Annotated in this window: 13 protein-coding genes; all 13 read left to right on the forward strand. The window is 67.6% G+C overall.

What is annotated here, in order from left to right:
* Positions 1-653 precede the first annotated feature (653 nt).
* A complete protein-coding gene (rpoB, locus tag CYJ26_RS07765; RefSeq protein WP_034236283.1) occupies positions 654-4175 on the forward strand; it encodes a DNA-directed RNA polymerase subunit beta in 3522 nt (1173 codons plus the stop codon).
* A 131-nt stretch (positions 4176-4306) separates the two neighbouring features.
* Complete coding sequence (locus CYJ26_RS07770) at positions 4307-8260, forward strand: DNA-directed RNA polymerase subunit beta' (protein ID WP_048679779.1); 3954 nt, start codon at positions 4307-4309, stop codon at positions 8258-8260.
* 336 nt (positions 8261-8596) lie between these two features.
* Positions 8597-9307, forward strand: coding sequence for a helix-turn-helix domain-containing protein (locus CYJ26_RS07775; RefSeq protein WP_048679777.1), 711 nt, complete (start codon positions 8597-8599; stop codon positions 9305-9307).
* A gap of 144 nt (positions 9308-9451) precedes the next feature.
* Positions 9452-10123 (forward strand): hypothetical protein, encoded by a 672-nt coding sequence (locus tag CYJ26_RS07780; protein WP_024035140.1) that lies wholly within the window; start codon positions 9452-9454, stop codon positions 10121-10123.
* A 289-nt stretch (positions 10124-10412) separates the two neighbouring features.
* Positions 10413-10787: a 30S ribosomal protein S12 gene (rpsL, locus tag CYJ26_RS07785; RefSeq protein WP_024035139.1), complete on the forward strand. Its 375-nt coding sequence runs from the start codon at positions 10413-10415 to the stop codon at positions 10785-10787.
* Positions 10787-11257 carry a 30S ribosomal protein S7 gene (gene rpsG, locus CYJ26_RS07790; protein ID WP_006548368.1) on the forward strand — a complete coding sequence of 157 codons (471 nt, stop codon included), beginning with the start codon at positions 10787-10789 and terminating at the stop codon, positions 11255-11257. Before rpsL ends, rpsG begins: the two co-directional genes overlap by 1 nt.
* A gap of 94 nt (positions 11258-11351) precedes the next feature.
* Positions 11352-13487, forward strand: a complete 2136-nt coding sequence (gene fusA, locus CYJ26_RS07795; RefSeq protein ID WP_006548369.1) for an elongation factor G — start codon at positions 11352-11354, stop codon at positions 13485-13487.
* A gap of 191 nt (positions 13488-13678) precedes the next feature.
* Entirely contained in the window at positions 13679-14869 is a 1191-nt protein-coding gene (tuf, locus tag CYJ26_RS07800; protein WP_006548370.1) for an elongation factor Tu, read from the forward strand.
* 473 nt (positions 14870-15342) lie between these two features.
* The gene (locus tag CYJ26_RS07805; RefSeq protein ID WP_145990776.1) at positions 15343-16020 is read left to right on the forward strand and encodes a hypothetical protein; all 678 of its coding nucleotides are present in this window, start codon (positions 15343-15345) and stop codon (positions 16018-16020) included.
* A 57-nt stretch (positions 16021-16077) separates the two neighbouring features.
* Positions 16078-16788 (forward strand): hypothetical protein, encoded by a 711-nt coding sequence (locus CYJ26_RS07810; protein WP_024036106.1) that lies wholly within the window; start codon positions 16078-16080, stop codon positions 16786-16788.
* A 15-nt stretch (positions 16789-16803) separates the two neighbouring features.
* Positions 16804-19824, forward strand: a complete 3021-nt coding sequence (locus tag CYJ26_RS07815; RefSeq protein WP_145990777.1) for a VWA domain-containing protein — start codon at positions 16804-16806, stop codon at positions 19822-19824.
* Positions 19825-19945: 121 nt separating this feature from the next.
* The gene (locus CYJ26_RS07820; RefSeq protein WP_006548375.1) at positions 19946-23515 is read left to right on the forward strand and encodes a tubulin-like doman-containing protein; all 3570 of its coding nucleotides are present in this window, start codon (positions 19946-19948) and stop codon (positions 23513-23515) included.
* Entirely contained in the window at positions 23515-26115 is a 2601-nt protein-coding gene (locus tag CYJ26_RS07825) for a hypothetical protein (protein ID WP_101638245.1), read from the forward strand. Before CYJ26_RS07820 ends, CYJ26_RS07825 begins: the two co-directional genes overlap by 1 nt.
* Positions 26116-26170: the final 55 nt, after the last annotated feature.

Consider the following 26170-nt stretch of genomic DNA (forward strand, 5'->3'; position numbering starts at 1 on the left):
ACGGGGATGGGGCGGCGTGCGGGGGGGGGTGGTGCGTGCGATGTCGGTGCGATGGGCTTTTGGTGCGTGGGGGGGGTGTGACGTGCGGGGGTGGTGCGATGGGCTTTTGGTGCGTGGGTTGGGTGATTGGTGCGTGCTTTGGTGAATGTGACGGTCTCTGGGGGAGCGCTAGGGCACGCACCAATTGAGGGTGCACGCACGCTTCGGGGGAAGCGCGTACCAATGGGGCTCGGGCCTGGTGGGGGAGTACGCGCCTATGGGTGGAGGCACGCCGGCATCGAGGAAGCACGTTCCAGTGGGGCTGCGGCCCGGGTGGGGATGTACTCCGCCACGGCAGAAGCGCGCCGCCCAGGGTGGCTGGGCGGGCCGCGAAAGACTATTGGTACGGCCGGGGTGCATGGGGTCCGGCCGCGAACGGGAGGGTAGTATGCGCGGATGTGGTGCGAATCGCAAGGGTCGGTACCGCGCAGGCGTAGATGTCGGTGTTAGGGGCGTGTACGCTAGCGCTTTGCGTGCATTGTGTGTAGTGACGCTCGTAGCGCCGTCGGACGGACGGTCCCCTGGCTGGGGAACCGGTACCGCTCCGCTGGTCTGGGGCTCCCACCGTGCGCAGTGTACGCAGAGTGATCCCCGAGATGAGGGAAGGATCCCCTTTGGCTGCCTCGCGCACCTCTGCACCAACTGCCGCTGACATTGCCGCGCGTACCGCGTCGCGTCGCATCAACTTCGCGAAGATCGCCGAGCCTATGCAGGCTCCGAACCTTCTCGCCCTGCAGACCGAGAGCTTTGACTGGCTCGTCGGCAACGAGAAGTGGCGCGCCCGCGTGGACGCTGCGAACTCGGCTCGGCCTGGCTCGCTGCCCGAGACCTCGGGTCTGGAGGAGATCTTCGAGGAGATCTCCCCGATCGAGGACTTCGGCGAGACCATGGCGCTGTCCTTCCACGACCACCGCTTCGAGGAGCCGAAGTACACGGCCGAGGAGTGCCAGGAGAAGGACCTGACCTACTCCGCGCCCCTGTACGTGGTGGCCGACTTCGAGAACTTCCAGACCGGTGAGATCAAGTCCCAGACGGTCTTCATGGGCGACTTCCCGCTCATGACGGACAAGGGCACCTTCATCGTCAACGGCTCCGAGCGCGTCGTCGTCTCGCAGCTCGTGCGCTCGCCTGGTGTGTACTTCGAGCGCACCACCGAGAAGGCCTCGGACAAGTACGTCTACAACGTCAAGTTCATTCCCTCTCGCGGCGCCTGGCTGGAGTTCGAGGTCGACAAGAACGACCACGTCGCCGTGCGTATCGACCGCAAGCGCAAGCAGGACATCACGGTCTTCCTCCTGGCCCTGGGCATGGACGAGTCCGAGATCCGCGAGGAGTTCAAGGCCTACCCGGCTCTGACCTCCGCCCTGGACGAGGACCGTAAGGTCACCAACCAGGACGAGGCGCTGCTGGATATCTACAAGAAGATCCGTCCCGGTGAGCCGCCGAGCGTCGAGGCCGGCCGCACCCTGCTGGAGAACTTCTACTTCAACGCTAAGCGTTACGACCTGGCCAAGGTCGGTCGCTACAAGATCAACAAGAAGCTGGGCCTGGCCGCGGACCTGGCGGACTCGGTGCTGCGCATCGAGGACATCGTCGCCGCGATCAAGTACCTGCTTGCCCTGCACGCCGGTGCCGAGACCGTTGAGGGCGTCAAGGACGGCGAGATCGTGGACATCGCGGTCGAGTTCGACGACATCGACCACCTCGGTAACCGTCGCATCCGCGCTGTCGGTGAGCTTATCCAGTCTCAGGTGCGTACTGGTATGAGCCGCATGGAGCGTCAGGTGCGTGAGCGCATGACGACCCAGGACGTCGAGGCCATCACGCCCAACACCCTCATCAACATCCGGCCCGTGACCGCCGCGATCAAGGAGTTCTTCGGGACCTCCCAGCTCTCGCAGTTCATGGACCAGAACAACCCGCTGGCCGGTCTGACGCACAAGCGTCGTCTGTCCGCCCTGGGCCCGGGTGGTCTGTCGCGCGAGCGCGCCTCCATGGAGGTGCGTGACGTCCACACCTCGCACTACGGCCGCATGTGCCCCATCGAGTCCCCTGAGGGCCCGAACATCGGTCTGATCGGATCGCTGGCGACCTTCGCCCGCATCAACCCCTTCGGCTTCGTTGAGACCCCGTACCGCGTGGTCAAGAATGGCCAGGTCACCGACGAGACCCACTACCTCACGGCTGACGACGAGGACCGGCACATCATCGCCCAGGCCAACGTCGAGCTGACCGAGGACGGGCACTTCGCTGAGTCCCACGTCCTGTGCCGTGTCACCGGAGGTGAGCCAGCGCTGGTTCCGGCCGGAGACGTCGACCTCATGGACGTCTCCCCGCGCCAGATGGTGTCGGTGGGTACCTCCCTCATTCCGTTCCTGGAGCACGACGACGCCAACCGCGCCCTCATGGGTGCCAACATGCAGCGTCAGGCCGTGCCGCTCATCCGTCCCGATGCCCCGCTGGTGGGTACCGGTATGGAGCGCCGCACCGCCGTCGACGCCGGTGACGTGCTCGTGGCCTCCAAGCCCGGTGTCGTCACCGAGGTCTGCGCCGACTTCGTGCGCGTGGCCAACGACGACGGCTCCGAGACGGTCTACAAGGTCGCCAAGTTCCGCCGCTCCAACCAGGGCAACTGCTACAACCAGCGCGTCGTGGCCACCGAGGGTGAGCACGTCGAGGCTGGCTCGGTCCTGGCCGACGGTCCGGCCACCGAGGGCGGAGACCTGGCTCTGGGTCAGAACCTCCTGGTTGCCTTCATGACCTGGGAGGGTCTGAACTACGAGGACGCCATCATCGTGTCCCAGCGTGTGGTCTCCGAGGACCTGCTGACCTCGATCCACATCGAGGAGCACGAGGTTGACGCCCGTGACACCAAGCTCGGCGCCGAGGAGATCACCCGCGACATCCCCAACGTCAGCGAGGAGACGCTGGCCAACCTCGACGAGCGCGGCATCATCCGCATCGGCGCTGAGGTCCGCAGCGGGGACATCCTGGTTGGCAAGGTCACCCCGAAGGGTGAGACCGAGCTGACCAGCGAGGAGCGCCTCCTGCGCGCGATCTTCGGTGAGAAGGCTCGCGAGGTGCGCGACACCTCCCTGCGTGTGCCCCACGGCGAGTACGGCATCGTCACCGGTGTGCGTGAGTTCGACGCCTCCAACGAGGACGCCGAGCTGCCCGCCGGCGTCAACCACATGGTGCGTGTCTACATTGCCCAGCGCCGCAAGATCACCGTGGGTGACAAGCTCTCGGGCCGTCACGGCAACAAGGGTGTGATCTCCAAGATCAACCCGATCGAGGACATGCCCTTCCTAGCCGACGGAACCCCGGTCGACGTCATCCTCAACCCGCTGGGTGTGCCCAGCCGTATGAACGTCGGTCAGGTCCTGGAGCTCCACCTGGGCTGGGTGGCCTCGCGCGGGTGGGACGCCACGGCGGCCCGTAAGGCCGGCGAGGAGTGGGCCGTGCGCCTGCCCGCCAACGGCGTCAAGGCTGAGCCCCGCACCCCGGTGGCGACCCCGGTCTTCGACGGTGTGCGTGACGACGAGCTCATGGGTCTGCTCTCCTCGACCCTGCCCAACCGCGACGGCATGCAGCTCATCGCGCCCAACGGCAAGGCCCGTCTGTTCGACGGTCGCTCCGGCGAGCCCTTCCCGTACCCGATCTCGGTGGGCTACATGTACATCCTCAAGCTCCACCACCTCGTGGACGACAAGATCCACGCCCGCTCCACCGGTCCGTACTCGATGATCACCCAGCAGCCGCTGGGTGGTAAGGCACAGTTCGGTGGCCAGCGCTTCGGTGAGATGGAGGTCTGGGCGATGGAGGCATACGGTGCCGCCCACGCCCTGCAGGAGCTGCTCACCGTCAAGTCCGACGACGTCAACGGGCGAGTCAAGGTCTACGAGGCCATCGTCAAGGGTGAGGACATCCCCGAGCCCGGCATCCCCGAGTCCTTCAAGGTGCTCATGAAGGAGATGCAGTCGCTGTGCCTGAACGTCGAGGCGCTGGACGCCGAGGGCAATGTCATCGGCCTGGACGACACTGACGAGGACGGCCGTCGCGCCTCCGAGGAGCTCGGCTTCGACCTGGGCCGCCGCCCCGGTGGCGCCATGGCCTCCACGGTCGACGAGATCTGACCACCACAGGCCCCGGTTGAGGGGCGGCTCCGGCCGCCCCTCCCGGGCCCCACGGGCGGGCCAGCGTCCTGGAACAACGCTCGCCAGCCCCACCAGACAATCGATGAGCTGACACATCGGAAGTAGGAACTGTGCTCGACGCCAACGTCTTCGATCGCATCCAGCTCGGCCTTGCCACCTCCGAGGACATCAAGTCCTGGTCCCACGGTGAGGTCAAGAAGCCCGAGACCATCAACTACCGCACCCTCAAGCCGGAGAAGGACGGACTCTTCTGCGAGAAGATCTTCGGCCCCACCCGCGACTGGGAGTGCGCCTGCGGCAAGTACAAGCGCGTGCGCTACAAGGGCATCGTCTGCGAGCGCTGTGGCGTGGAGGTCACGCGCTCCAAGGTCCGCCGTGAGCGCATGGCCCACATCAAGCTGGCCGCTCCGGTCACGCACATCTGGTACTTCAAGGGCGTCCCCTCGCGCCTGGGCTACCTGCTCAACCTGGCCCCCAAGGACCTGGAGAAGGTCATCTACTTCGCTGCCTACATGGTCACCGAGGTGGATGAGGAGGGCCGCCACGACGACCTTCCCTCGCTGCGCAACGAGCTGGAGGTGAAGAAGAAGCACGTCGAGGAGGCCGGCCAGGCCGACGTCGAGGCGCGCCAGAAGCGTCTGGAGGAGGACCTCGCCCAGCTCGAGGCCGAGGGCGCCGACCAGGCCCAGCGCGACAAGCTGCGCAAGACCGCCGAGCGCGAGATGGGTGCTCTTCGCCGCAAGAACCAGCGCACGCTGGAGCACATGGACAAGGTCTGGGACCGCTTCGTCTCTCTCAAGGTCGGTGACCTGGAGGGTGACGAGGTCCTGTACCGCGACATGGTGGCCGACTACGGCATCTACTTCAAGGGTGCCATGGGCGCCGAGGCCGTCCAGGCCCGCCTGCGCACCTTCGACCTGGAGGCTGAGGCCGAGGCCCTGGCCGAGGTCGTGGCCAACGGCACCGGGCAGCGTAAGACCCGCGCGATCAAGCGCCTAAAGGTCATCAACGCCTTCCGCGTCACCGGCACGGCTCCTGAGGCCATGGTGCTCGACTCCATTCCGGTCATCCCGCCGGACCTGCGTCCGATGGTCCAGCTTGACGGTGGCCGCTTCGCCACCTCCGACCTCAACGACCTCTACCGTCGCGTTATCAACCGCAACAACCGCCTCAAGCGGCTGATGGACCTGGGCGCGCCCACGATCATCGTCAACAACGAGAAGCGCATGCTTCAGGACGCCGTGGACGCCCTGTTCGACAACGGCCGCCGCGGCCGCCCGGTCACGGGCGTGGGCAACCGCCCGCTGAAGTCCCTGTCCGACATGCTCAAGGGCAAGCAGGGACGCTTCCGTCAGAACCTGCTGGGCAAGCGTGTGGACTACTCCGGCCGTAGCGTCATCGTGGTCGGTCCTCAGCTCAAGCTGCACCAGTGCGGTCTGCCCAGCCAGATGGCGCTGGAGCTGTTCAAGCCCTTCGTCATGAAGCGCCTGGTCGAGCTCAAGGAGGCCCAGAACGTTAAGGCCGCCAAGCGCATGGTCGAGCGGGCCAACCCCAAGGTGTGGGACGTGCTCGCCGAGGTCATCCGCGAGCACCCTGTGCTGCTCAACCGTGCCCCCACGCTGCACCGCCTGGGTATCCAGGCCTTTGAGCCGCAGCTGATCGAGGGTAAGGCCATCCAGCTGCACCCGCTGGTGTGTGGCGCCTTCAACGCCGACTTTGACGGCGACCAGATGGCTGTCCACCTGCCACTGGGCTCGGAGGCCCAGGCGGAGGCCCGCATCCTCATGCTGTCCTCCAACAACATCCTCAAGCCCTCCGACGGCCGCCCGGTGACCATGCCGTCTCAGGACATGATCATCGGTACCTACTACCTCACCCAGACCCCCGACCCCAAGGTCGAGGTCGAGGTGGACGCCGAGGGCAACCCGGTCGTGCCGTCCTTCTCCTCCTTCGCCGAGGCGCTCATGGCGCACGACTTCGGCAAGCTGGACATGAACGCCACCTGCGACATCCGCTTCGAGGAGGGCATCACGCCCCCCACCGACTGGCAGGCCCCCGAGGGCTGGAGCGAGGGTGAGCCGGTGACGCTGCGCACCTCGCTGGGACGCGCGGTGTTCAACACGGCGCTGCCCGAGACCTTCCCGTACATCAACTACGTGGTGGACAAGAAGAAGCTCGGCAACATCGTCAACCGTCTGGCCGAGTCCTACCCGCGCGTGGACGTGGCGGCCTCCCTGGACAAGCTGAAGTCCAACGGCTTCTACTGGTCCACCTGGTCCGGCATCACCGTCGCCTTCGCCGACGTCGTCTCCCCGGCTTCCAAGCCGGAGATCCTGGCCCGCTACGAGGCTGAGGCGGCTGAGATCGAGGACCAGTTCGAGATGGGTGCGCTCACCGAGGAGGACCGCTACCAGTCCCTCATCGATATCTGGACCAAGGCGACCGCTGAGGTGGCCGAGGCCATGCGTGAGAACTTCCCCGAGCGCAACACCGTCTACCAGATGGTGGTCTCCGGTGCTCGTGGTAACTGGGACCAGATCCGCCAGCTCGCAGGTATGCGAGGTCTGGTGGCTGACCCCAGGCAGCGCCTCATCGAGCGCCCGATCAAGTCCAACTACCGCGAGGGCCTGAGCGTTCTGGAGTACTTCATCGCCACCCACGGTGCCCGTAAGGGTCTGGCGGACACGGCGCTGCGTACCGCGGACTCCGGCTACCTCACCCGTCGTCTGGTGGACGTGTCCCAGGACGTCATCGTGCGTGAGGACGACTGCGGTACCCGCAAGGGCCTGGCCAAGCGCATCTTCACGTGGAAGGAGGTCGACGGCGAGCGGGTCAAGGAGCCTAGCGAGATCCTGGCGACCACCGTCTACGGCACCACGCTGGCTCGTGACGTGGTCGACGAGGCGGGCAACGTCGTCGTCGCCGCGGGCACGGACCTGGGCGAGGCCGAGGTCGCGGCCGCCATTGAGGCGGGCGCCGAGGAGATCACGGTCCGCTCCGTGCTCACCTGTGACTCCGCCGTCGGCACCTGCGCGGCCTGCTACGGCCGCTCGCTGGCCACCGGCAAGCGCGTGGACATCGGTGAGGCCGTCGGCATCATCGCGGCCCAGTCCATTGGTGAGCCCGGCACCCAGCTGACCATGCGTACCTTCCACACCGGTGGTGCGGCTGGTGCCGCGGACATCACGCAGGGTCTGCCGCGTGTCCAGGAGCTGTTCGAGGCTCGTACCCCCAAGGGCGAGGCTGCCGTGGCTGAGGCCGCCGGCACGCTCAAGATCGAGGACGACGCCGAGGGTAAGCGTCTGGTCATCACGCGCGACGACGGCGAGGAGGACCTCGTGGTTCCGGTCTCGCGCCGCCAGCGCCTGCTGGTGACCGACGGCGACCACGTTGAGCCCGGCCAGGCCCTGACCGAGGGCCCGGTGGACCCGAAGAAGGTCCTGCGCCTGCGCAGCGTCGGTGCCACCCAGCGTCACCTGGTGGAGGAGGTCCAGGAGGTCTACCGCTCCCAGGGCGTGGACATCCACTCCAAGCACATCGAGGTCATCGTGCGCCAGATGCTGCGCCGCGTGACCGTGCTGGAGTCCGGGGACACCAACCTGCTCCAGGGAGACCTGGTGGACGTCATGCACTTCCGTGCGGAGAACCGCCGCGTCATGGCTGAGGGCGGCAAGACCGCCTCTGGCCGTACCGAGCTCATGGGTATCACCAAGGCCTCGCTGGCCACGGACTCCTGGCTCTCGGCGGCCTCCTTCCAGGAGACCACGCGAGTGCTCACCGAGGCCGCGATGAACGGCAAGTCGGACCCGCTGCTGGGCCTGAAGGAGAACGTCATCCTCGGTAAGCTCATCCCGGCCGGAACGGGCCTGGCCCGTTACTCCGACATCGAGGTCGAGCCCACCGAGGAGGTCAAGCAGGAGGTCTTCTCCCGCACTGGCTTCGGTGACATGTTCGGCACCGGCGAGTCGGTCGCGCTGGACGACTTCTCCTTCGGGGGAGACTTCCGGGCTGACTTCTCCGATGACTTCCGCACTGGCTTCTCCTCCGAGGACTACCAGTTCTGATCCAGCCCGCGTAGCCCGGCACTGACCGGCCGCGCATGTGGACGCTGACGACGGCGGCCCGGCATCCTGACCACGGTGCCGGGCCGCCGTCGTGCGTCACGAGGATGGGGTTGGGGCGTGGCCCCCGTGCCTGATACCAGAACTTGTCCTGACGTATGTAACGGATGAGTGACGCCTGAGCCATATCCTCAACTCGGTTCGTGCCCGCTGGGTCAGGCTCCCTGGTCCGGGCCGCAGCGTCACGTAGCGCCGTGAGTCGGCGGGCACCGGCCCGGGGCGAGCCGCGTCGCCACGTGTGGGCAGCGGACGCCTCGCGCTCGTAAGGACGGAGGCTGCATGGGTGAGCACACCCAGGACTCGGGTGGGGTTCTTCAGTCCGCCTCGGTGGTCTTCATCAGCGACAACGTGCTGCAGGCAGCCGGCCTTGAGCACTTGCTGACAGCGGCGAAGGACCTCGTCTACGCCGGACGCGTCAGCTCGGTGGACGCCCTGCTCGCCGCGGGCGGGGCCCTGCCTCGGCTGGCCCTGATGAGCCTGGCGCTGTGCGACGGCTCGGACCCGGTGAGCAACGTCCGGCGCCTGCGTGAGGCAGGAGTGCGTGTGCTGGCCTACTTCGCCGGTGCGGACCGGTACCAGGTGCGTCGGGCCTACGAGGTGGCACAGGTCGGCGTCGTACGTTCGTGGGACGAGGGGCCGGTCATGCTGGAGGAACTGCGCCAGGCCCTGGACGATGCCAGTGGGCCGCTCCAGCGGTGGACGGACGTGCTGGGCATCGACGCCGCGACGGTCGTCAGCGACCGCCTGACCGCGGTGGAGCGCGAGGTGCTCATGGTGTACGCCGCAGTAGCGACGGCGGACTACGTCGCCAGGCGCCTGGGACTAGCGACCAACACCGTCAACAAGTACGTGGCCAAGGCGCGACGTCGCTACGCCGAGGCGGGAAAGACCGCTGACAGCCGGGCGGACCTGGTGCGCCTGGCTCAGGAGGACGGGCTGCTGCCCCTGGCCCTGGCCGCGCGCGATGAGCCAGGTACGAGCTGGCCGTGAGAAGTGGCCTCGGGGGGGGGCACCGTCCAGGAGTTATGGTGGCGTCAACTGCCAAGGACAAGGAGACAGACCGCACCAGGACAGCCCACGGCTCCGGGACCCCTGCCCGCGACGCCATCCCTCAACGACGTGAAAGCCAGTGATATGAGTGCCTCCCCGACTCGCCAGCGCTTCGGCGCCCCCGGTGCGCCCCGCGAGGCTCGGCCCGTCGCGAACACGAGCCCCGAGGTCTACACCGAGGAGCTGTCCGTGTGTGCCCTGGCACCGTGGCACAAGGCGCGTCTGGCATGTTCTCCGTCGCGTCTGGTAGTGGACCTGCCGCACCTGTGGATGGGGCTGTTTGCGGTCGGTCGGGAAGTCAGTGAGTTCGACCTGGAGGCGCTGCGCACGATCGAGACGTCCACGCGGGTGCGTAGCCGCCGGGCACTGGCAGCGGCCGTCATGGTCAGCACCGGGATCTGGGCACTGGCCGCCTCTTTTGTCTCCTTTGGCGGCATGGCCCACGGATTGCGGGCGATCTGGGTGGCTGCCAGTCTCCCGGGGCTGGCTAGCCTGGTGCTGGGCGTCATCCTTGCGGCCAACGCCTCGGTGGACGTGCTCACGGTTGCTGATGAGCAAGGCGCGTCGGTGCGGATCGAGGTCAATCCGCGTGGTCGGCACGGGCTGCACCTGTTCAAGGGCGAGCTGCTGCGCCACGTGCGCGTCCACGGTGCCTCGCGCCGGGGGGGGGGATCCTCCCAGGCCCCCGAGGTCGCGCACGATGAGGACGGAACAGGGCCCGGCCGTGTCCTAGACCACCAAGGCGGTCGGCCCTAGGCACTGGTGAGGCGCCGTCGTCGTCGGTAACCTTGCCTGCGGTGCCCGCGTGCGGGTTGCCGTTCTCCATTCCGTTCCCAGCGCTGTGGCCTCCTTCTGGCCGACGACGTGACGCGGGTCTGCCGCGGCGGGAACCGACGGGCCCCTTCCGCGGGGCTCCGGACGTCGCCTGTTCCTGACAGGCTGACGGGCCGGCCCAGGCTCCGCGGCGCTGTGCGCCCATGGGGGAGCGGGGCTGGCGCGAGGGCAGCAGAACTGTCCAGATGCACTTCAAGATGGAGAATCCGTAGTGCCTACCATTCAGCAGCTGGTCCGCAAGGGCCGCTCGACGAAGCGCTCGTCGTCCAAGACGCCCGCGCTCAAGGCCAGCCCGCAGCGTCGTGGCGTGTGCACCCGTGTGTACACCACGACCCCGAAGAAGCCGAACTCCGCCCTTCGTAAGGTCGCCCGTGTGCGCCTGTCGACCGGCATCGAGGTCACCGCTTACATCCCCGGTGAGGGCCACAACCTCCAGGAGCACTCGATCGTGCTCGTGCGTGGCGGTCGTGTGAAGGACCTCCCCGGTGTCCGCTACCACATCGTGCGCGGCTCCCTCGACACCCAGGGTGTCAAGGGTCGCCAGCAGGCACGCTCGAAGTACGGCGCCAAGAAGGAGAAGAAGTAATGCCTCGTAAGGGTCCCGCTCCCAAGCGCCCGCTCGTCGTCGACCCCGTCTACGGCTCGCCGGTCGTCACCCAGCTCGTCAACCGCGTTCTGCTGGACGGTAAGAAGTCCACCGCCGAGCGCATCGTCTACGGCGCCCTGGAGGGGGTGCGCGCCAAGACGGACCAGGACCCGGTCTCGGTCCTCAAGCGCGCCCTCGACAACATCCGCCCCGCGCTGGAGGTTCGCTCCCGCCGCGTGGGTGGTGCCACCTACCAGGTCCCGGTTGAGGTTCGCCCCAACCGCGCCACCACTCTGGCTCTGCGCTGGCTCGTCGACTTCTCCCGGCAGCGCCGTGAGAACACGATGACCGAGCGTCTCATGAACGAGATCCTCGACGCCTCCAACGGCCTGGGTGCCGCTGTCAAGCGTCGTGAGGACATGCACCGGATGGCCGAGTCCAACAAGGCCTTCGCGCACTACCGCTGGTAATCATCCGCGCGTCGGTCGGGGACCCCCGGCCTGATCCAGACCGGCCCCGACCGACGCCTTCTTCATCACACCATCGACACGAAGGACTTCACTAGTGGCACTCGACGTGCTGACTGACCTCAAGAAGGTCCGCAACATCGGCATCATGGCCCACATCGATGCCGGTAAGACCACCGTCTCCGAGCGCATCCTGTTCTACACCGGTATCAACTACAAGATCGGCGAGACCCACGACGGCGCCTCGACGATGGACTGGATGGAGCAGGAGCAGGAGCGCGGTATTACCATTACCTCCGCTGCAACCACCTGCTTCTGGAAGAACAACCAGATCAACCTCATCGACACCCCCGGACACGTGGACTTCACGGTCGAGGTCGAGCGCTCCCTGCGTGTGCTTGACGGTGCCGTGGCCGTCTTCGACGGCAAGGAGGGCGTCGAGCCCCAGTCCGAGACCGTGTGGCGTCAGGCGGACAAGTACAACGTCCCGCGCATCTGCTACATCAACAAGATGGACAAGCTGGGCGCGAACTTCGATTTCTCCGTCCAGACCATTCGTGACCGTCTTCACGCCACGCCGATCGTCCTCAACTTCCCGATCGGTGCCGAGAACGAGTTCTCCGGCGTCGTCGACGTCATTGAGATGCGCGCCGTGCGCTTCCCCGAGAAGGACGCCGACGGTCAGGAGACCCGTGGCGCCGTCGTCGAGTACGAGGACATCCCCGCTGACCTGGTCGACAAGGCCGAGGCCTACCGCGCCGAGCTGCTGGAGACCGTCGCCGAGGCCGACGACGAGCTCATGGAGAAGTACCTCGAGGGTGGCGAGCTGAGCGTCGAGGAGATCAAGAGCGGCATCCGCAAGCTCACGATCGCTGGTGAGGCCTACCCGGTCCTGGCTGGTTCTGCGTTCAAGAACAAGGGCATCCAGCCCGTCCTGGACGCGGTGATCGACTACCTGCCCTCTCCGCTGGACATTCCTCCGGTGGAGGGCCACGAGCCCGGTGACGAGGAGAAGGTCCTCACCCGTCCCTCCGACGAGAACGAGCCCTTCGCCGCCCTGGCCTTCAAGGTCGCCACGCACCCGTTCTACGGCAAGCTCGTCTACGTGCGCGTGTACTCCGGCAAGGTCGGCTCCGGTGACCAGGTCCTCAACGCCACCAAGGGCAAGAAGGAGCGCATCGGGAAGATGTTCCAGATGCACTCCAACAAGGAGAACCCGGTCGAGGTCGCTCACGCCGGTCACATCTACGCCTTCATTGGTCTCAAGGACGTCACCACCGGTGACACGCTGTGCGCCCAGAACGCGCCCATCATCCTGGAGTCGATGACCTTCCCGGACCCGGTCATCCACGTGGCCATCGAGCCCAAGACCAAGGGCGACCAGGAGAAGCTGGGCGTTGCCATCCAGAAGCTGTCCGAGGAGGACCCGACCTTCACGGTCGAGCTCGACGAGGAGACCGGCCAGACCGTCATCGGCGGTATGGGCGAGCTGCACCTGGACGTCTTCGTCGACCGTATGCGTCGCGAGTTCAAGGTGGAGGCGAACGTCGGTAACCCGATGGTGGCCTACCGCGAGACGATCCGTAAGAAGGTCGACAAGGTCGAGTACACGCACAAGAAGCAGACTGGTGGTTCCGGCCAGTTCGCGAAGGTGCAGATGTCCTTCGAGCCGCTGGAGGTCGTCGAGGCCGAGGACGGCGAGGAGAAGCAGCACTACGAGTTCGTCAACGCTGTCACCGGTGGTCGCGTCCCGCGCGAGTACATCCCCAGCGTCGACGCCGGCGTCCAGGACGCCATGCTCACCGGTGTCCTGGCTGGCTACCCGGTCGTGGACGTCAAGGCCACGCTTCTCGACGGCGCCTACCACGAGGTCGACTCCTCCGAGATGGCCTTCAAGATTGCCGGATCCATGGCTTTCAAGGAGGGTGCCAAGAAGGCCTCGCCGGTTCTGCTGGAGCCGGTCATGGCCGTCGAGGTGCGTACGCCTGAGGAGTACATGGGTGACGTCATCGGTGACCTCAACTCCCGTCGTGGCATGATCCAGTCGATGGAGGACGCCGTCGGCGTCAAGGTCATCAAGGCTGCCGTGCCGCTGTCCGAGATGTTCGGCTACGTCGGTGATCTGCGTTCCAAGACCCAGGGCCGCGCCGTCTACTCGATGAGCTTCGACTCCTACGCTGAGGTTCCCAAGAACGTCGCGGACGAGATCATCGCCAAGGCCAAGGGCGAGTAACCCTCGGTCCTCCCGGGGACCGGACTAGAGTTGTCCGGTCCCCGGGACACCCGGCTCCATTGCGGAGTTTGGGTGTCATTCCAGTAAGATTTCCAACAATCCAACAGTAGAGACTCTCAGAGTCGTCACGGCTAGCATGTCGCTAGTCGAATCCCGACGAAGAGAACTACCCGAGTCCCAGGAGGACACCAGTGGCCAAGGCCAAGTTCGAGCGGACCAAGCCGCACGTCAACATCGGAACGATCGGTCACGTCGACCACGGTAAGACGACGCTGACTGCCGCGATCTCCAAGGTCCTGCACGACGAGTACCCGGACCTCAACCCCTTCACCCCCTTCGACGAGATCGACAAGGCTCCTGAGGAGCGCCAGCGCGGTATCACGATCAACATCGCGCACGTCGAGTACCAGACCGAGAAGCGTCACTACGCTCACGTCGACGCCCCCGGCCACGCCGACTACATCAAGAACATGATCACCGGTGCGGCCCAGATGGATGGCGCCATCCTCGTGGTCGCCGCCACCGACGGCCCGATGGCCCAGACCCGCGAGCACGTTCTGCTCGCCCGTCAGGTCGGCGTGCCGGTCCTGCTGGTCGCCCTCAACAAGTGCGACATGGTCGAGGACGAGGAGCTCCTCGAGCTCGTCGAGATGGAGGTCCGCGAGCTGCTGTCCTCCCAGGACTACGACGGCGACAACGCCCCGGTCATCCGCGTCTCCGCTTTCCAGGCCCTGCAGGGTGACGAGAAGTGGACCGCCTCCATCAAGGAGCTCATGGACGCGGTTGACGAGTACATCCCGACCCCCGAGCGTGACATGGACAAGCCGTTCCTCATGCCGATCGAGGACGTCTTCACCATCACCGGTCGCGGCACGGTCGTCACCGGCCGTGTCGAGCGCGGTAAGCTCGCCATCAACTCCGAGGTTGAGATCCTCGGTATCCGCGAGGCTCAGAAGACCACGGTCACGGGCATCGAGATGTTCCACAAGGCCATGGATGAGGCGTGGGCCGGCGAGAACTGCGGTCTGCTCCTGCGTGGTACCCGTCGTGAGGACGTCGAGCGCGGCCAGGTCGTCGTCAAGCCCGGCTCCATCACCCCGCACACCGAGTTCGAGGGCCACGTCTACATCCTGACCAAGGACGAGGGCGGTCGCCACAACCCCTTCTACTCGAACTACCGTCCGCAGTTCTACTTCCGTACCACGGACGTCACCGGTGTCATCACCCTCCCTGAGGGCACCGAGATGGTCATGCCCGGTGACACCACCGAGATGACCGTCCAGCTCATCCAGCCCATCGCCATGGAGGAGGGCCTCGGCTTCGCCATCCGTGAGGGTGGCCGCACCGTCGGCTCCGGCCGCGTCACCAAGATCATCAAGTGATGAGATGATCTGACCCGGCTCATCTGAGCGAAGGCTGAATCAGCCTGATCGAGGTTCCCCCGGTCTCCTGATGGAGGCCGGGGGAACCTTGCTGTTGGCTGCTTCTTGCCCGGGGGGGGCGGGCTGCTTCAGCAACTGGGGTGTGGTCCGCATGCGGGCGGACCTGCGGCCGTGCCTGAGGGTGTCGATATGTCCTGACTATTCTGGGCCCATGGTCGCCCTGTGGGAGCGCTGTCCGGCGGCCATGACCTGGTGTAGGGTACGAGTGATCTCGACCGCATCGTCGCGTCTCCGGGCCAGACGGCTGTGGTCTCTCCACCCCCTCCTGAGGTCCCCTCATGGCCCAGCTTCCCCCGCCTAGCCCCTTCCCACAGCCCACTCACCCCGTCGGTCAGACCCCGGCGGGGCCGCCGCCGTTGGCTCCTGTGGCGCCGGGCCCCTTGGCTTCCCAGGCATCTACGTTCCCTCCGACGGTGCCCTTAGCGCCGCTGCCGGTGCCTGCTACGTCAACGGTGGGACTCGTGCCCCCGGCCGGCGCAAGCGTGGCGCCCTTGGTCATGCCTCCCGGGCAGGTCGCAAGCAAGCGCGACCGGGCATCGCGACGTCGTTCTCGGGCGACCTGGATCTCGGCCGGGCTGTGTGCGGCCAGCGTTGCGCTCATTGGCTTTGGGGCCTATGACCTCCTGGCCTCCATCGACCTGCTCGGCGTCATCACCGGTGGGGAGCCACTGGTCAGTCCCTTCGCCCTGACACGCTTTGGTACCGGCGTCGTGGTCTCCGTGGTCGCCTTCATCCTGGCTATCGCGGCCACGGTGCGCTCGCGCCCGCGTCTTCTTCCCGCCCTCGTCCTCGTTGCGACCCTCCTGCTGCCGCTGCCCGTCTTCGTCTTCTCGGTCTCTTCCGGGGTGGACGCCTTCCAGACCAACGCCATGAGTGACATCAACGCCGTGCGCGAGACGGTCGTGGCCGCGGCCAGCGGCGCGGTGTCCCTGGGTGAGGGTGATGTCGGCGCCCTGGTGGACATGGACCCGGCGCAGGCGCGCCGTGCCCGTGAGGCGATCGGCACCCTGGAGGGCTTTGGCGTCGATGTTCCTCATCGGCAGGAGATCCTCGACGCCCTGGAGCAGATCGAGGCGCGGGGCGCCTCCTGAGCCAGCCGCCGCGACGGCCGACGAGCACCACCTTCTCATCCCCGCTAGGAGCATTCCATGACCAGTGGATACCCGGTACCTCCACGAGGCACATCTGGCACCCCGGGCCTGCCTGCCGCCGGTGCGCCGGTCGTTCCTGTTGCTGCCCAGGCTGCTGGGACGCTGCCGGTGGCACAGCCCGGGCACGGCGCTGCGCCGGTGACAGGAGCGATTCCCGTCGTGGGTGCCGGCTCTGGTCGCGTGGCTATGCCGGTGGCAGGACCGGCCGTGGCTGGCCCGGGCGTCGCAGGCATGGCGCCGGTGGCGGGCCCGGTCATGCCAACGGCGCCCTCGGCCCCTGGCGCGCCCACTGGTCCTGCAGGCCCCACGATTCCCGTGCTGGCCGCTCCCGTGGCGACCGGTGGCGGGCTGCCGGTGCCCGGAGCTCCCACGGCCGTCTTTGGCACGGCGGCGACGCCGGAGCAGGCGCAGGCAAGGCGTGCCCCGATGCTCCTCATCTACATCTCGATGGCTGCCTCCGTGCTCGCCATCCTTGCCTGCGCGCTGCAGTCCTCGGCTGTCGTGGCCGTCTTCTCCTGGCTCTTGGCAGGTGTGGTGGGCCTCGGCCTGGGCTGCGCCTTCTTGGTACGCAACGCCATGGCCCAGGTCGGCTCGTGGTACGCGCCCTCCCGGCTCCCTACGGTGCTTTACCGGGTCAGCGTGGTCCTGGGCGTGGCAGGGATTGTTCTGGCCGCGCTGCGCTTCGCCCTGGTCATCGGAAGGCTGTGACACGTGGTGCGTGAGATGACAACTATGTGGCGGCGTTTGGCCGCGGTGGCGGCCGGGCTGGTGCTCGGCGCTGCCAGCCTGGTCAGTCCGGGTCTGGTCCTGCCTGCCCAAGCAGCGACCACGGACGCCAAGGCGGCGTCCATCGCCGGCCTGGACGAGTTCGGAGCCTGCATGGCCGGGGCTGGTCGAGGCTCGCTGGTCTTCCTCATCGACCAGTCTGGGTCCCTGCGCCAGAGCGATCCGGACAAGGCCCGAGTCACCGCGGGCCACTACCTGGCGGACCGTCTGGCCTCCTTCGCGCAGTCGGCCAAGGTGACGCTGGACGTGCGCGTGGCTGGCTTCGCCGCCGACTACGCGGCCGCGGGTGAGTGGACCGCCATCAGCGAAGCGAGTAGCGGGGCGATCAAGCAGACGATCACTCAGGTCGGCGAGGACATCAAGAACTTCGACACGGACTACTGGAATGCGCTGGAAGGGGCGCGCGCAGACCTCGTGGGACACGACTCCTCCGGCTGCCGGGCCATCGCCTGGTTCTCTGACGGCGCCTTCGACCTGGACGTGCGTACCTCGGACAGTGCCAAGGACCAGTTTGGTACGGACAAGGGATACGCTCCGGGCGCCGACCTGAGCACGCAGGAGGGGACGGCAGCAGCCGAGCAGGCCGGTGTCAGCGACCTGTGCCGGCCCACGGGCGTAGTTGACCAGACACGGGCCGCTGGCATCACCATCCTCGGGATCGGGCTCAACGACGGCTCGGCGGACTTCTCCCTCATGCGGCGCATTACCGAGGCTGCCGGCAAGGACGTGGACGGCCTGGAGCGGTGTGGTGACCAGACCCAGCCAGTGGGGGAGTTCTACCCCGTCTCTGACATCGACTCCCTGCTCATGGCCTTCGACTCTATCGCGGCGGCCGGCACGACGGTGGACACCCGCAATATCAGCATCTGCCAGGCCAAGGCCTGCACGCAGGGAGAGGTTGCCTTCGTCCTGGACGGCGCGCTGGACGAGGCCCACATCCTGGCCTCCTCCTCGGTGGACGGTCTGGACGCCTATCTCTACCGGCCCGGACAGGACGAGCCCCTCGTCCTGTCCTCCCGCCAGACGCAGGAGCGCCAGGACGAGGGAGTGACCTCACGGTGGATCACGCCGCGCACCCTGGAGATCAGCGCTGACGCAGCGCACACGCCTGCCTGGGACGGGGTGTGGCGGCTTGCCTTCGTCGACAACGCGGCGGCCAGCCAGGGCGAGGAGATCCAGATCAACCTCAAGCTCTCCTCCCCGGCTCAACTGGTATGGGAGGACCTGAGCAGGACGGAGCTGCGGGCCGGTGAGACCGTCAAGGACGTCCAGCTGCGCCTGTACGACCGGCCTGATGGGGCACCGGTCGATCCCCAGCGCATCACCGGGACATTGAACGCGACGGTCACCCTGCAGGACGCGCAGGGACAGCAGGTCACGCTCTTTGAGACCGACGACGCGGCAGACCTGGCGGGCGGGCACGACATCACGGTGCCCGCTGACCTCGCACCGGGCGCGGCCACGATGACCCGCACGATCACGCTCACCACGCCGGATGCGACCGGGGTCGACGGCGCCCGCGTGCCGGGCACGACCCTGTCCCCGACGGTGGTGACTGAGCAGGTCACCTTAGTGCCCCCGCTGAACTTCCCGACTGTGGCCGCGGCCCTGACCTTCCCGCTCCTGGAGAAGGAGACCGCCGCCACCGGCACGGTGGGGGTGAGTGGCCCGGGCTGCGTGTGGCTGGACCCGGGTGCAGTGACCCTGACTGGAGCCCCGGCTGAGGCAGGTGAGGTCACGATCAGCTCGAGTCACTCCAGCGCCGAGTCCTGCCTGGAGGTTGCCGACGGTGCCACCGCGGACCTTGAGGTGAGCCTGTCGACCAAGGATCACGCCAACGGCTCAGTCACGGGCAGCCTGGAGGTCTCGATCTCCCCGCTGGGACACGCCGACCAGGCCCGCTCCACGACGGTCGCCTTCAACGGTGAGATGCGCCGTCCCCTCAACGTCACGACCACCAGCGCCACTTTCGTCGTCGCGCTGGTGCTCGGGATCGCCATCCCGATCCTGTTGCTTTACCTGGTCAAGTACCTCATGGCGCGTGTCCCAGCCGGTGGCCTGGTCATCGGGCGCACAGTGGTTGAGGTTCCCAGCGACGGGCAGCCTCCGAGCGTCGACCTGTCCTCTCGCGATCTCAAGCAGCTGGCCGTACGCAAGGGGACCCGGGAGCTCAGTACGGACGGGTACGTCCTGCGGGCCCACCCTGGCTTGGCGCCGACCTCGGTGCCGCAGGTCCGGCTGGACCAGCCCCAGGCGCCGTCGGTGTCTGGGTCCTTGGAGGGCCAGCGTGGCGGTCACGCCGTCCTGCCACTGAGCGTGCGCGGGAACTGGGTCGTGGTGCTCGACCAGCCTGACTCCCCACGGACCGTCACCCTGCTGGTCTTCTCGCCCTCGCTGGAGCGCAGCGACATCGACCGCATCACTCAGGACGCTGCCAAGCGCCTGCCCTCGCGCGTTGCGACGCTGGCGGCCAGCAACCGCGGCACGAAGAACGAGGCCGCCGGCGCGAACCAGCCCGGTCCTGCTGCCGCGCAGGCCACGGTCCTTCCTCCGCCGTCGGCGGGTGCCAGCGGCTTCAGCACACCGATGCCCCCAGCGGGTTCGTCTGCCGTGTCCCCGGTGCCGGTCCCTGGTACAGCCCCGATGCCGGCGCCCATGCCGGTACCCGGCCCCTCGGCTCCTGCACCTGGCGCCGCGGCCCCCGGAGCACCGGTTCCGGGTAGCGCAAGCTCCTTGTACAGCCGCAGCGTTCCCAGCGCTGCCTCGGCGTCGTCCTCCTACGGCCACGTCCCCTCCGGACCGACGGCGTCTTCCGCGCCGACTGCGGGTCCAACCCCGGCGCCAGACTCGCCCGCGCCAGCAGGACCGCCACCGTTTTCCTTCCCGTTGCCGGGGTCCCAGGGCTCTGACAGCGCTGGTGGACCGGCCTCGGCCCCGCCTCCTCCCGGACAGTCCTGAGCCAGGCGCCCGGTGCGTCACGTCCAGACCCGGGAGATCACGACCATGACGGCACCACCTGTGCGGTGCCCTGACCCCCAAAAGAAGTGTTGCCGGCCCGGCCGGTGGAAAGGAGCAGGCCATGCGTAAGGTGCTCGTGGTCGGTTGTGGAGGTTCTGGCGCCAAGACGCTGGCCTACATGATGGATCAGCTGCACGCCGACCTGGCGGCCTACGGCATCGAGAAGATCCCGGGGTGCTGGCAGTTCCTCAGCGTCGATACGCCGCTGCAGGAGGAGAAGCCCGGTGGCCTGGGCTCGGTGACTCAGCAGGGCGGGGCCTACGTGGCCTGCGGGGTCTCGGCCGGAAGCTACTCCGTGGTGGACGACAGCCTGACCCACCAGGTCCAGTCCAAGGGCCCGGCAGGCCTGAGGCAGCTGGCGACCTGGATGCCCGGGACCGTCCAGGACGTGCCCTTCCCGGTCACCGTCGGCGCCGGGCAGTGCCGCGGTATCGGTCGCCTGCTCATTCTGGACCGGTTGTCGGCCGTCTCCCAGGCCGTCCAGGACGCGCTGGCTCGCATGGCCAGTACGCAGTCCGTCAGTGAGGCTGCCGAGGTGGCCCGGCGCGTGCCCGGCGTCGGAGAGCCTCCGGCGACGACGGCGCCGCCCATGGTCCTCGTGGTCTCCTCGATGGCCGGCGGCTCGGGAGCCTCGATGACCCTAGACGTCTGCCGCGTCATCGCAGGCACCCAGACGACCCCGGCGATTGATCCCCAGCTCATCTCCGTCTTCCTGTACACCGCCGAGGTCTTCAACGAGGTGCCCAAGGACAAGAAGGACGGAATGCCAGGCAATACCCTGGCCATGCTCGGTGAGATCATCGCCGCGCAGTCCTCCAACGGCGGCAAGGCCGCCCGGCTCGACGAGGAGCTCTACTCCCTCATGGGCGGGGCGACCAAGGCCGGCCACGCCTTCAAGCGCGTCATCCCGATCGGGCTCAAGGCCGGAGGGACGGGGGCCGTCTTCGGAGACGGCACGACCTCCGGCGTCTTCCGCGGCATGGGGCGAGGCCTGGCCCGCTACATCGCCTCTCCCGCCTTCGAGAGCTACGTGCAGTTCGACATTGCCAACAAGGTCGACATCCCCAACCACAACGCCGTGAGCTGGGGAGTGGACCCCACCGAGACGGCATGGGGCTCCTTCGGCTACGCCTCACTGAGCACCGGGCGTGACCGCTACGCCGAGTACGCCTCCCAGCGCATGGCACGGCGCAGCATTGACCACCTGCTCGACGGCTTCCGTTCCGCCGGTGACTTCAGCGGGGACGCCCAGCGCCTGGCCGCTCTGTGGCAGGCGCGGATGCCCGAGGAACTGGCGAAGATGCACCTGCCCCAGCCCACGGGCCAGACCGTCATGGCCGGCGGTCAGGCAGTCGACGCTGCCGCGCAGGCCTGGCTCATGAACGACTCAGCGACCGCCAACGCCAGCCTCATCTGGGCCCGTGCCTCAGAGATGGCGCAGCAGGTCATGAGCACGCGCCCACAGGCTGCCGAGATGCCGCTGTCGGACTGGATCGTGGGCATGAACCAGTGGCTGGGCAGCGTCGAGCCCCAGATCATGCCGCAGCTGGCCACGATGGCGGTGGAGTACACCCGCGCCCGTGCCCAGGAGGTGCACACCGCGATCGTGGAGCAGGTCCGCACGGACCTGGCCGACCTCGGCCTGCCCTACGCCCTACAGGTCATCGGTGAGCTCCGCGGCGAGGCGGGTGTCATCAAGCGCCTGGCTGGCTCGCTGGCCGGGATGGGGATGCAGCAGCCCCAGCACGCGCTGGTCCTCCCGCAGGACTTCGTTGCTCCTCTGACCGCCCGGGTCAAGGAGACGCTCACGGCAACCGGTGAGGGACAGTGGGCCGAGCAGGTGCGCGAGAAGGCGGCTGTGGGCATCTACCAGTGGCTCGTCTACGCCCTGGCTCAGAACCTGGCCAAGGTCCTTGACGACATGGTGGGCTCGGCTCTCAAGCCACTGGAGTACGAGCTCAACGAGAAGCTCAAGGTCCTCACCCATGACCGTCAGTCGCTTCAGGACGTTGCCGGTGTGGCCGACGTCGCCACCGACCTGTACTCCGCCTGGCCCACCGAGCCCACTGCGGCTATGACCTCCGAGCAGGTGGTGCCTCAGCGCTTCTCGACGGCGCACAACGAGGTCGTTCTCATGGACGTGGCCACCTATCCCTCAGCCTTCGAGGAGCACGTGGTCGAGGCAGTCCCACCGGCAGCCCGGGGAGGTTTTGACCAGGCCTACCGGGAAGCGGTTCGCGAGATCATCCGCGGTGAGTGGGAGCAGGGCTCGGGCGCTCCGGCTCCGGCTGACCTGCTGGAGATCGCCAGTCCGTGGGTGCCCGCAGGGCTTCCCGGTGTCATGAGTCAGATGCCGGCCCCCGCCCAGTACGAGGTACGGCTCTCACGCGCCCAGGTGCTGGGGCGGGCTCGCGCTTTCGTCGGGCGCCGCGGTGAGGCCTTCGAGAGCTTCGTCTCCCAGTCCTTGCGCGACTACCTCACCGACCCGGCGGCCGGGGAGTTCGAGCAGGCCCGTCGTGCCGACGAGGTCCTGGAGGGAATGCAACGTGCCATGGCGATGGCGCGTCCGCTGGTCCAGGTCGACGCCCAGGTCTTCCAGCGGCTGCACGGATCGGCTCCGGCGCTGTCCTTCAACTTCTCCTCCGTCCCCTTCCGCCACACCAAGGTCGCCACCGAGCTGGTGACCTACGCCAGCCACGAGACCTCCTTTGACGGTCCCGCCGTGGCCCAGACGATCGAGCAGGCCCTCAGCGACGACCAGGTCTCCCGGGTCGACGTCTTCGGCTCCTACCCGCGCACCCTTCCAGTGGCCTACTCCGGGCTGCTCAAGTCCGTCTCGACGGCGTGGCACCACGCCACCGGCTCCTCGGGTGCACGGGCTAGCTTCTGGCAGTTCCGCCGCGCCAGGCCGCTGCCCGGAGGCCTGCCGATGGGCGACGACGACCGTCGCGCCATGGTCCACGGCTGGTGGGTCGCCTTCTTCTCGGGAGGAATCCAGCGGCCGGGCTGGGGCATGGAGAAGGACACCGATCCCATCAGCGTGTGGGACGCCGACTCCGAGCGCTTTGTTCCCTTCCCGGCACCGATGCTCACTTCCCACTCCCAGATGGTCACGCCCAACTCGGCGCTCGCGGCGGTTCTGGAGTCCATCCTCCTGGCCTACCTCGACGTGGATGACTCCCTGTCCGTCTTCACGCCGTGGCAGGTGTTGCGCCGGTGGGCCGACACCTCTGACAACGCGCCGAGCTCGAAGATGGGGGTGCGTACTCCGACCCAGCAAGCCATCAGCGAGCTGCTCGGGCACGGTGAGGTCGCTGGCCTGCCCACCCCAGCCTTCCTGGAGGGACTGACGCAGCCGGAGGAGCGGCGTCAGGCGCTGGCGACCCTGTGCGACAACATCCTGGCGGATCTCGACCAGCGTTACCTGCCGGGCGAGGGCAAGCAGGATGGCCCGGGTTCCTTCACGAACTTCCGCAGCCGCGAGCTGGTGGACTCCGCGCCTCTGTCAATTGACCTGGCTCAGGAGATGTACGACGAGCTCACCAGCGTGCGCGAGGTCATCGCCTCCGTCGCACCGGCTGGCGCCGCAGCGACGCGACGCAGCCCGCTGGAAGGCGGGATGGTGTACTGATGCAGCGCCGCAGTGAGTCGATCGTCATCGCACCACCCAGCCAGCGCCCGATTCTGGCGGCGCTGACCGACCTGTCCGCTGCCGGCCTCCTGGCTCCCTTCCAGTGGCTGGAGTCAACGCCGGGTGCCGGTCAGGCGGCCGGTGCGGATGACAACCCCCGCGTGCTCCGGGTGAGCCAGGGACGCACGCAGGTGCACAGCTACTCCGAGGTCGTTGGTCGCCACGACCTGGACCTGGTCCGCGTCATCGCCGTCGTGCCGCTCGGGCACCCGGCTCGCGACGCCCTGGACGCCATGGATGAGCTGCACTACCTCAACCTGCCCGTCGCCGCCGGAGCGCACAAGCAGCCTGTCCGTGTGCTGGTGCCCTGGAGCCCGGAGCCTGTTGAGGCCGTGGTCGGGCACCCGGGGTGGAGCAACGTCATGCTCTCTCCGGAGCCCACCTCTGATCCTGCCTTCCCCGCCACCGCCTGGTGGCTCACGCCTGAGCAGATTCCGGCGGCGGCCGCCGTCGGCATCGCGGTGCAGGCCGGTATCGCAGGCTCGGTCGAGCAGGCCCCGACCGACCAGGACTCGACGGCCTCGGGCAGCTCGGTGAGGGTGGTGCGCACCTTCGTGCGTCATGTCGACGCCTCCGCGGTCGAGCAGACCCTGCGCCACCAGGTGATGAGCGTGGGCCAGACCCTGCCCCAGCCGGTGCGCCCGGAGGCCGGCGGTGGGCACGTCTATCCCTTCCACGATCCCCACGGCCGAGTGGTGGCTATGGCCAACGAGTGGTTCTCTCGCCACTACTACTCCCTGCGCCGCCAGTCGGCCGCGGTGCCCGTGGTCGAGCAGGAACAGGTAGGAGCTCTCCAGGCACTGCGGCTCTTCTTCTCCTTCATGGTCAAGGCGGTCCTGGGTGCGCCGGGGGCGTGGCTGCGCTCCCAGATCCGAGGGGTCAAGGCGACGGTGGCTGCGAAGGTAGAGGGCTTTGTCTTCGGAGCAGGCAGCGCCGTCTCCGTCGTCGTCGGTGGGGTGGACGCCTCGGGTCGCACCGCCGGGTGGCGCGAGCTTGCCGCGGCCGCTCGGGAGGCGTCCTCGACGATGCCCACCGAGATGCCCCAGCTGGGGGTACCCCGGCCACGCAGCTTCGCAGCGCTGTGGCAGGACCTGGTCAACGGTTGTCAGGCGCTCGCGGACGGCTCGGGCTACGCCGAGCTCAAGATCATCCCCAACGAGGGCTATATCCGCGACCGTGACATCCTGGCGCCGGCCCGTGATGCAGGTGGCTCCTACGTCTTCGCTGTGCCGGTCGGCCCCTTCCCTGCAGGCACGCAGCTGCGCTGCTGGGACCAGATGGAGATTCGGCGCGTCATGGGTGAGCTCGCCGCCCTGTCCCAGGCTGGCGGTCCGGATGCCGCTGAGGCCGCGCGGGTGTGGGGTGAGATCCAGCGCTGGCAGCAGGAGGGGAGCTATCGGCTTCTGCCGCTGATCGGCTCTTACCTCACTCAGGTCTTCGACCAGACCCGCGCTGACCTCAACGGCTACTACGAGCAGCTGCGCGCCCTCGTGGCGGAGGATGAGACCGAGGCCCTGGAGACTCGGCAGCGTCGAATCGCCAGGATCATGCGGATCCTGCTGGGCATCTTCGTCATCGTCCTGCTCATCAGCCTGGGGCTGGCGGCGCTGGGCGAGATCACCTGGCTCATCGCGGGCATTGTGGCCGGTGTAGCCTTCGTGTCCTGGATCGTGTCCTCGATATGGACCTTCGTGGTCCAGCAGCGCGGCGTCTTCCGTCTGCTCCACCTTGCCCGTACCCGCGAGACCCTGGTCCCGGTGCTCAGCGCCAACCTCAGGCTGGCGATCGAGGACCTGTCCGCTCAGGGTGAGGCCTACGCGCAGTTTGATCGTTGGGCCTCGGTCCTGACCTCCTTCATGTCTGACCCGTTGGGTGAGCAGGACACGCAGCGCACGACCGAGGACCACGCGGCGAGCCTGCCGGCCGCCTTCCAGAGCGTGGAGGCCCAGGCAGGCCAGTCCACGATCGAGACGACGGCGGCCGAGCTGCGTATCCGGGTGTTCAAGGTCGGCTGGCTCAAGGAGGCGTGGCAGGCCCTGGGAAGCGCTATTGCTGCGGACCTGAGCCCGGATGAGGTAGCGCGGCTGATGCGTCGTGACCTTGACGTCTTTGCTGAGGCCGGAACTGGTGAGACGGCGCTGACCCACTGGGCGGCAGGCCTGGAGTCCCACGGGGTGCGCTCGGGTATCGGCGCTGCCTACTGGGAGGAGTGCCTGACGGCGCTGGCCCAGGGCGTCAACGACTCCCTGGCTCTGGAGGTCGTTCCTCCCAGTGGCGCGAGCCGTCCCCTGTCCCAGTACCGTCAGGACCTGGAACGCTTCCGTCAGACCACCGTGGTCACCGGTGTCTTCGCGCCCGGACGCTATGCCGGGACAGAGCCGCAGACCAGGGCCGAGGGGCACTGGTTCCGCGAACGCCGTGACGGGTTGTCCACGACGATGGCCATGACGGACGCCACGACGGCGCTGACATCGGACTACTTCGTCTACCCGGCCCCGGCCAAGGCACGCGCCGCAGCCACGGACTCCCTCGTGTACTAGGCCCCTTTGCGGACGATCGTCGACCGTCTTCCCGCTCGTGAGAGAACCAGGTGTT

It is taken from the genome of Actinomyces urogenitalis, assembly GCF_002861525.1.
Lineage (GTDB): Bacteria > Actinomycetota > Actinomycetes > Actinomycetales > Actinomycetaceae > Actinomyces > Actinomyces urogenitalis.

Bases quoted from the DNA above. Each gene is read 5' to 3' on its own strand.
- CYJ26_RS07775 (WP_048679777.1), top strand. From the start codon at position 8,597: ATGGGTGAGCACACCCAGGACTCGGGTGGGGTTCTTCAGTCCGCCTCG.
- CYJ26_RS07815 (WP_145990777.1), top strand. From the start codon at position 16,804: ATGACAACTATGTGGCGGCGTTTGGCCGCGGTGGCGGCCGGGCTGGTG.
- CYJ26_RS07820 (WP_006548375.1), top strand. From the start codon at position 19,946: ATGCGTAAGGTGCTCGTGGTCGGTTGTGGAGGTTCTGGCGCCAAGACG.
- CYJ26_RS07825 (WP_101638245.1), top strand. From the start codon at position 23,515: ATGCAGCGCCGCAGTGAGTCGATCGTCATCGCACCACCCAGCCAGCGC.
- CYJ26_RS07810 (WP_024036106.1), top strand. From the start codon at position 16,078: ATGACCAGTGGATACCCGGTACCTCCACGAGGCACATCTGGCACCCCG.
- CYJ26_RS07780 (WP_024035140.1), top strand. From the start codon at position 9,452: ATGAGTGCCTCCCCGACTCGCCAGCGCTTCGGCGCCCCCGGTGCGCCC.
- rpsG (WP_006548368.1), top strand. From the start codon at position 10,787: ATGCCTCGTAAGGGTCCCGCTCCCAAGCGCCCGCTCGTCGTCGACCCC.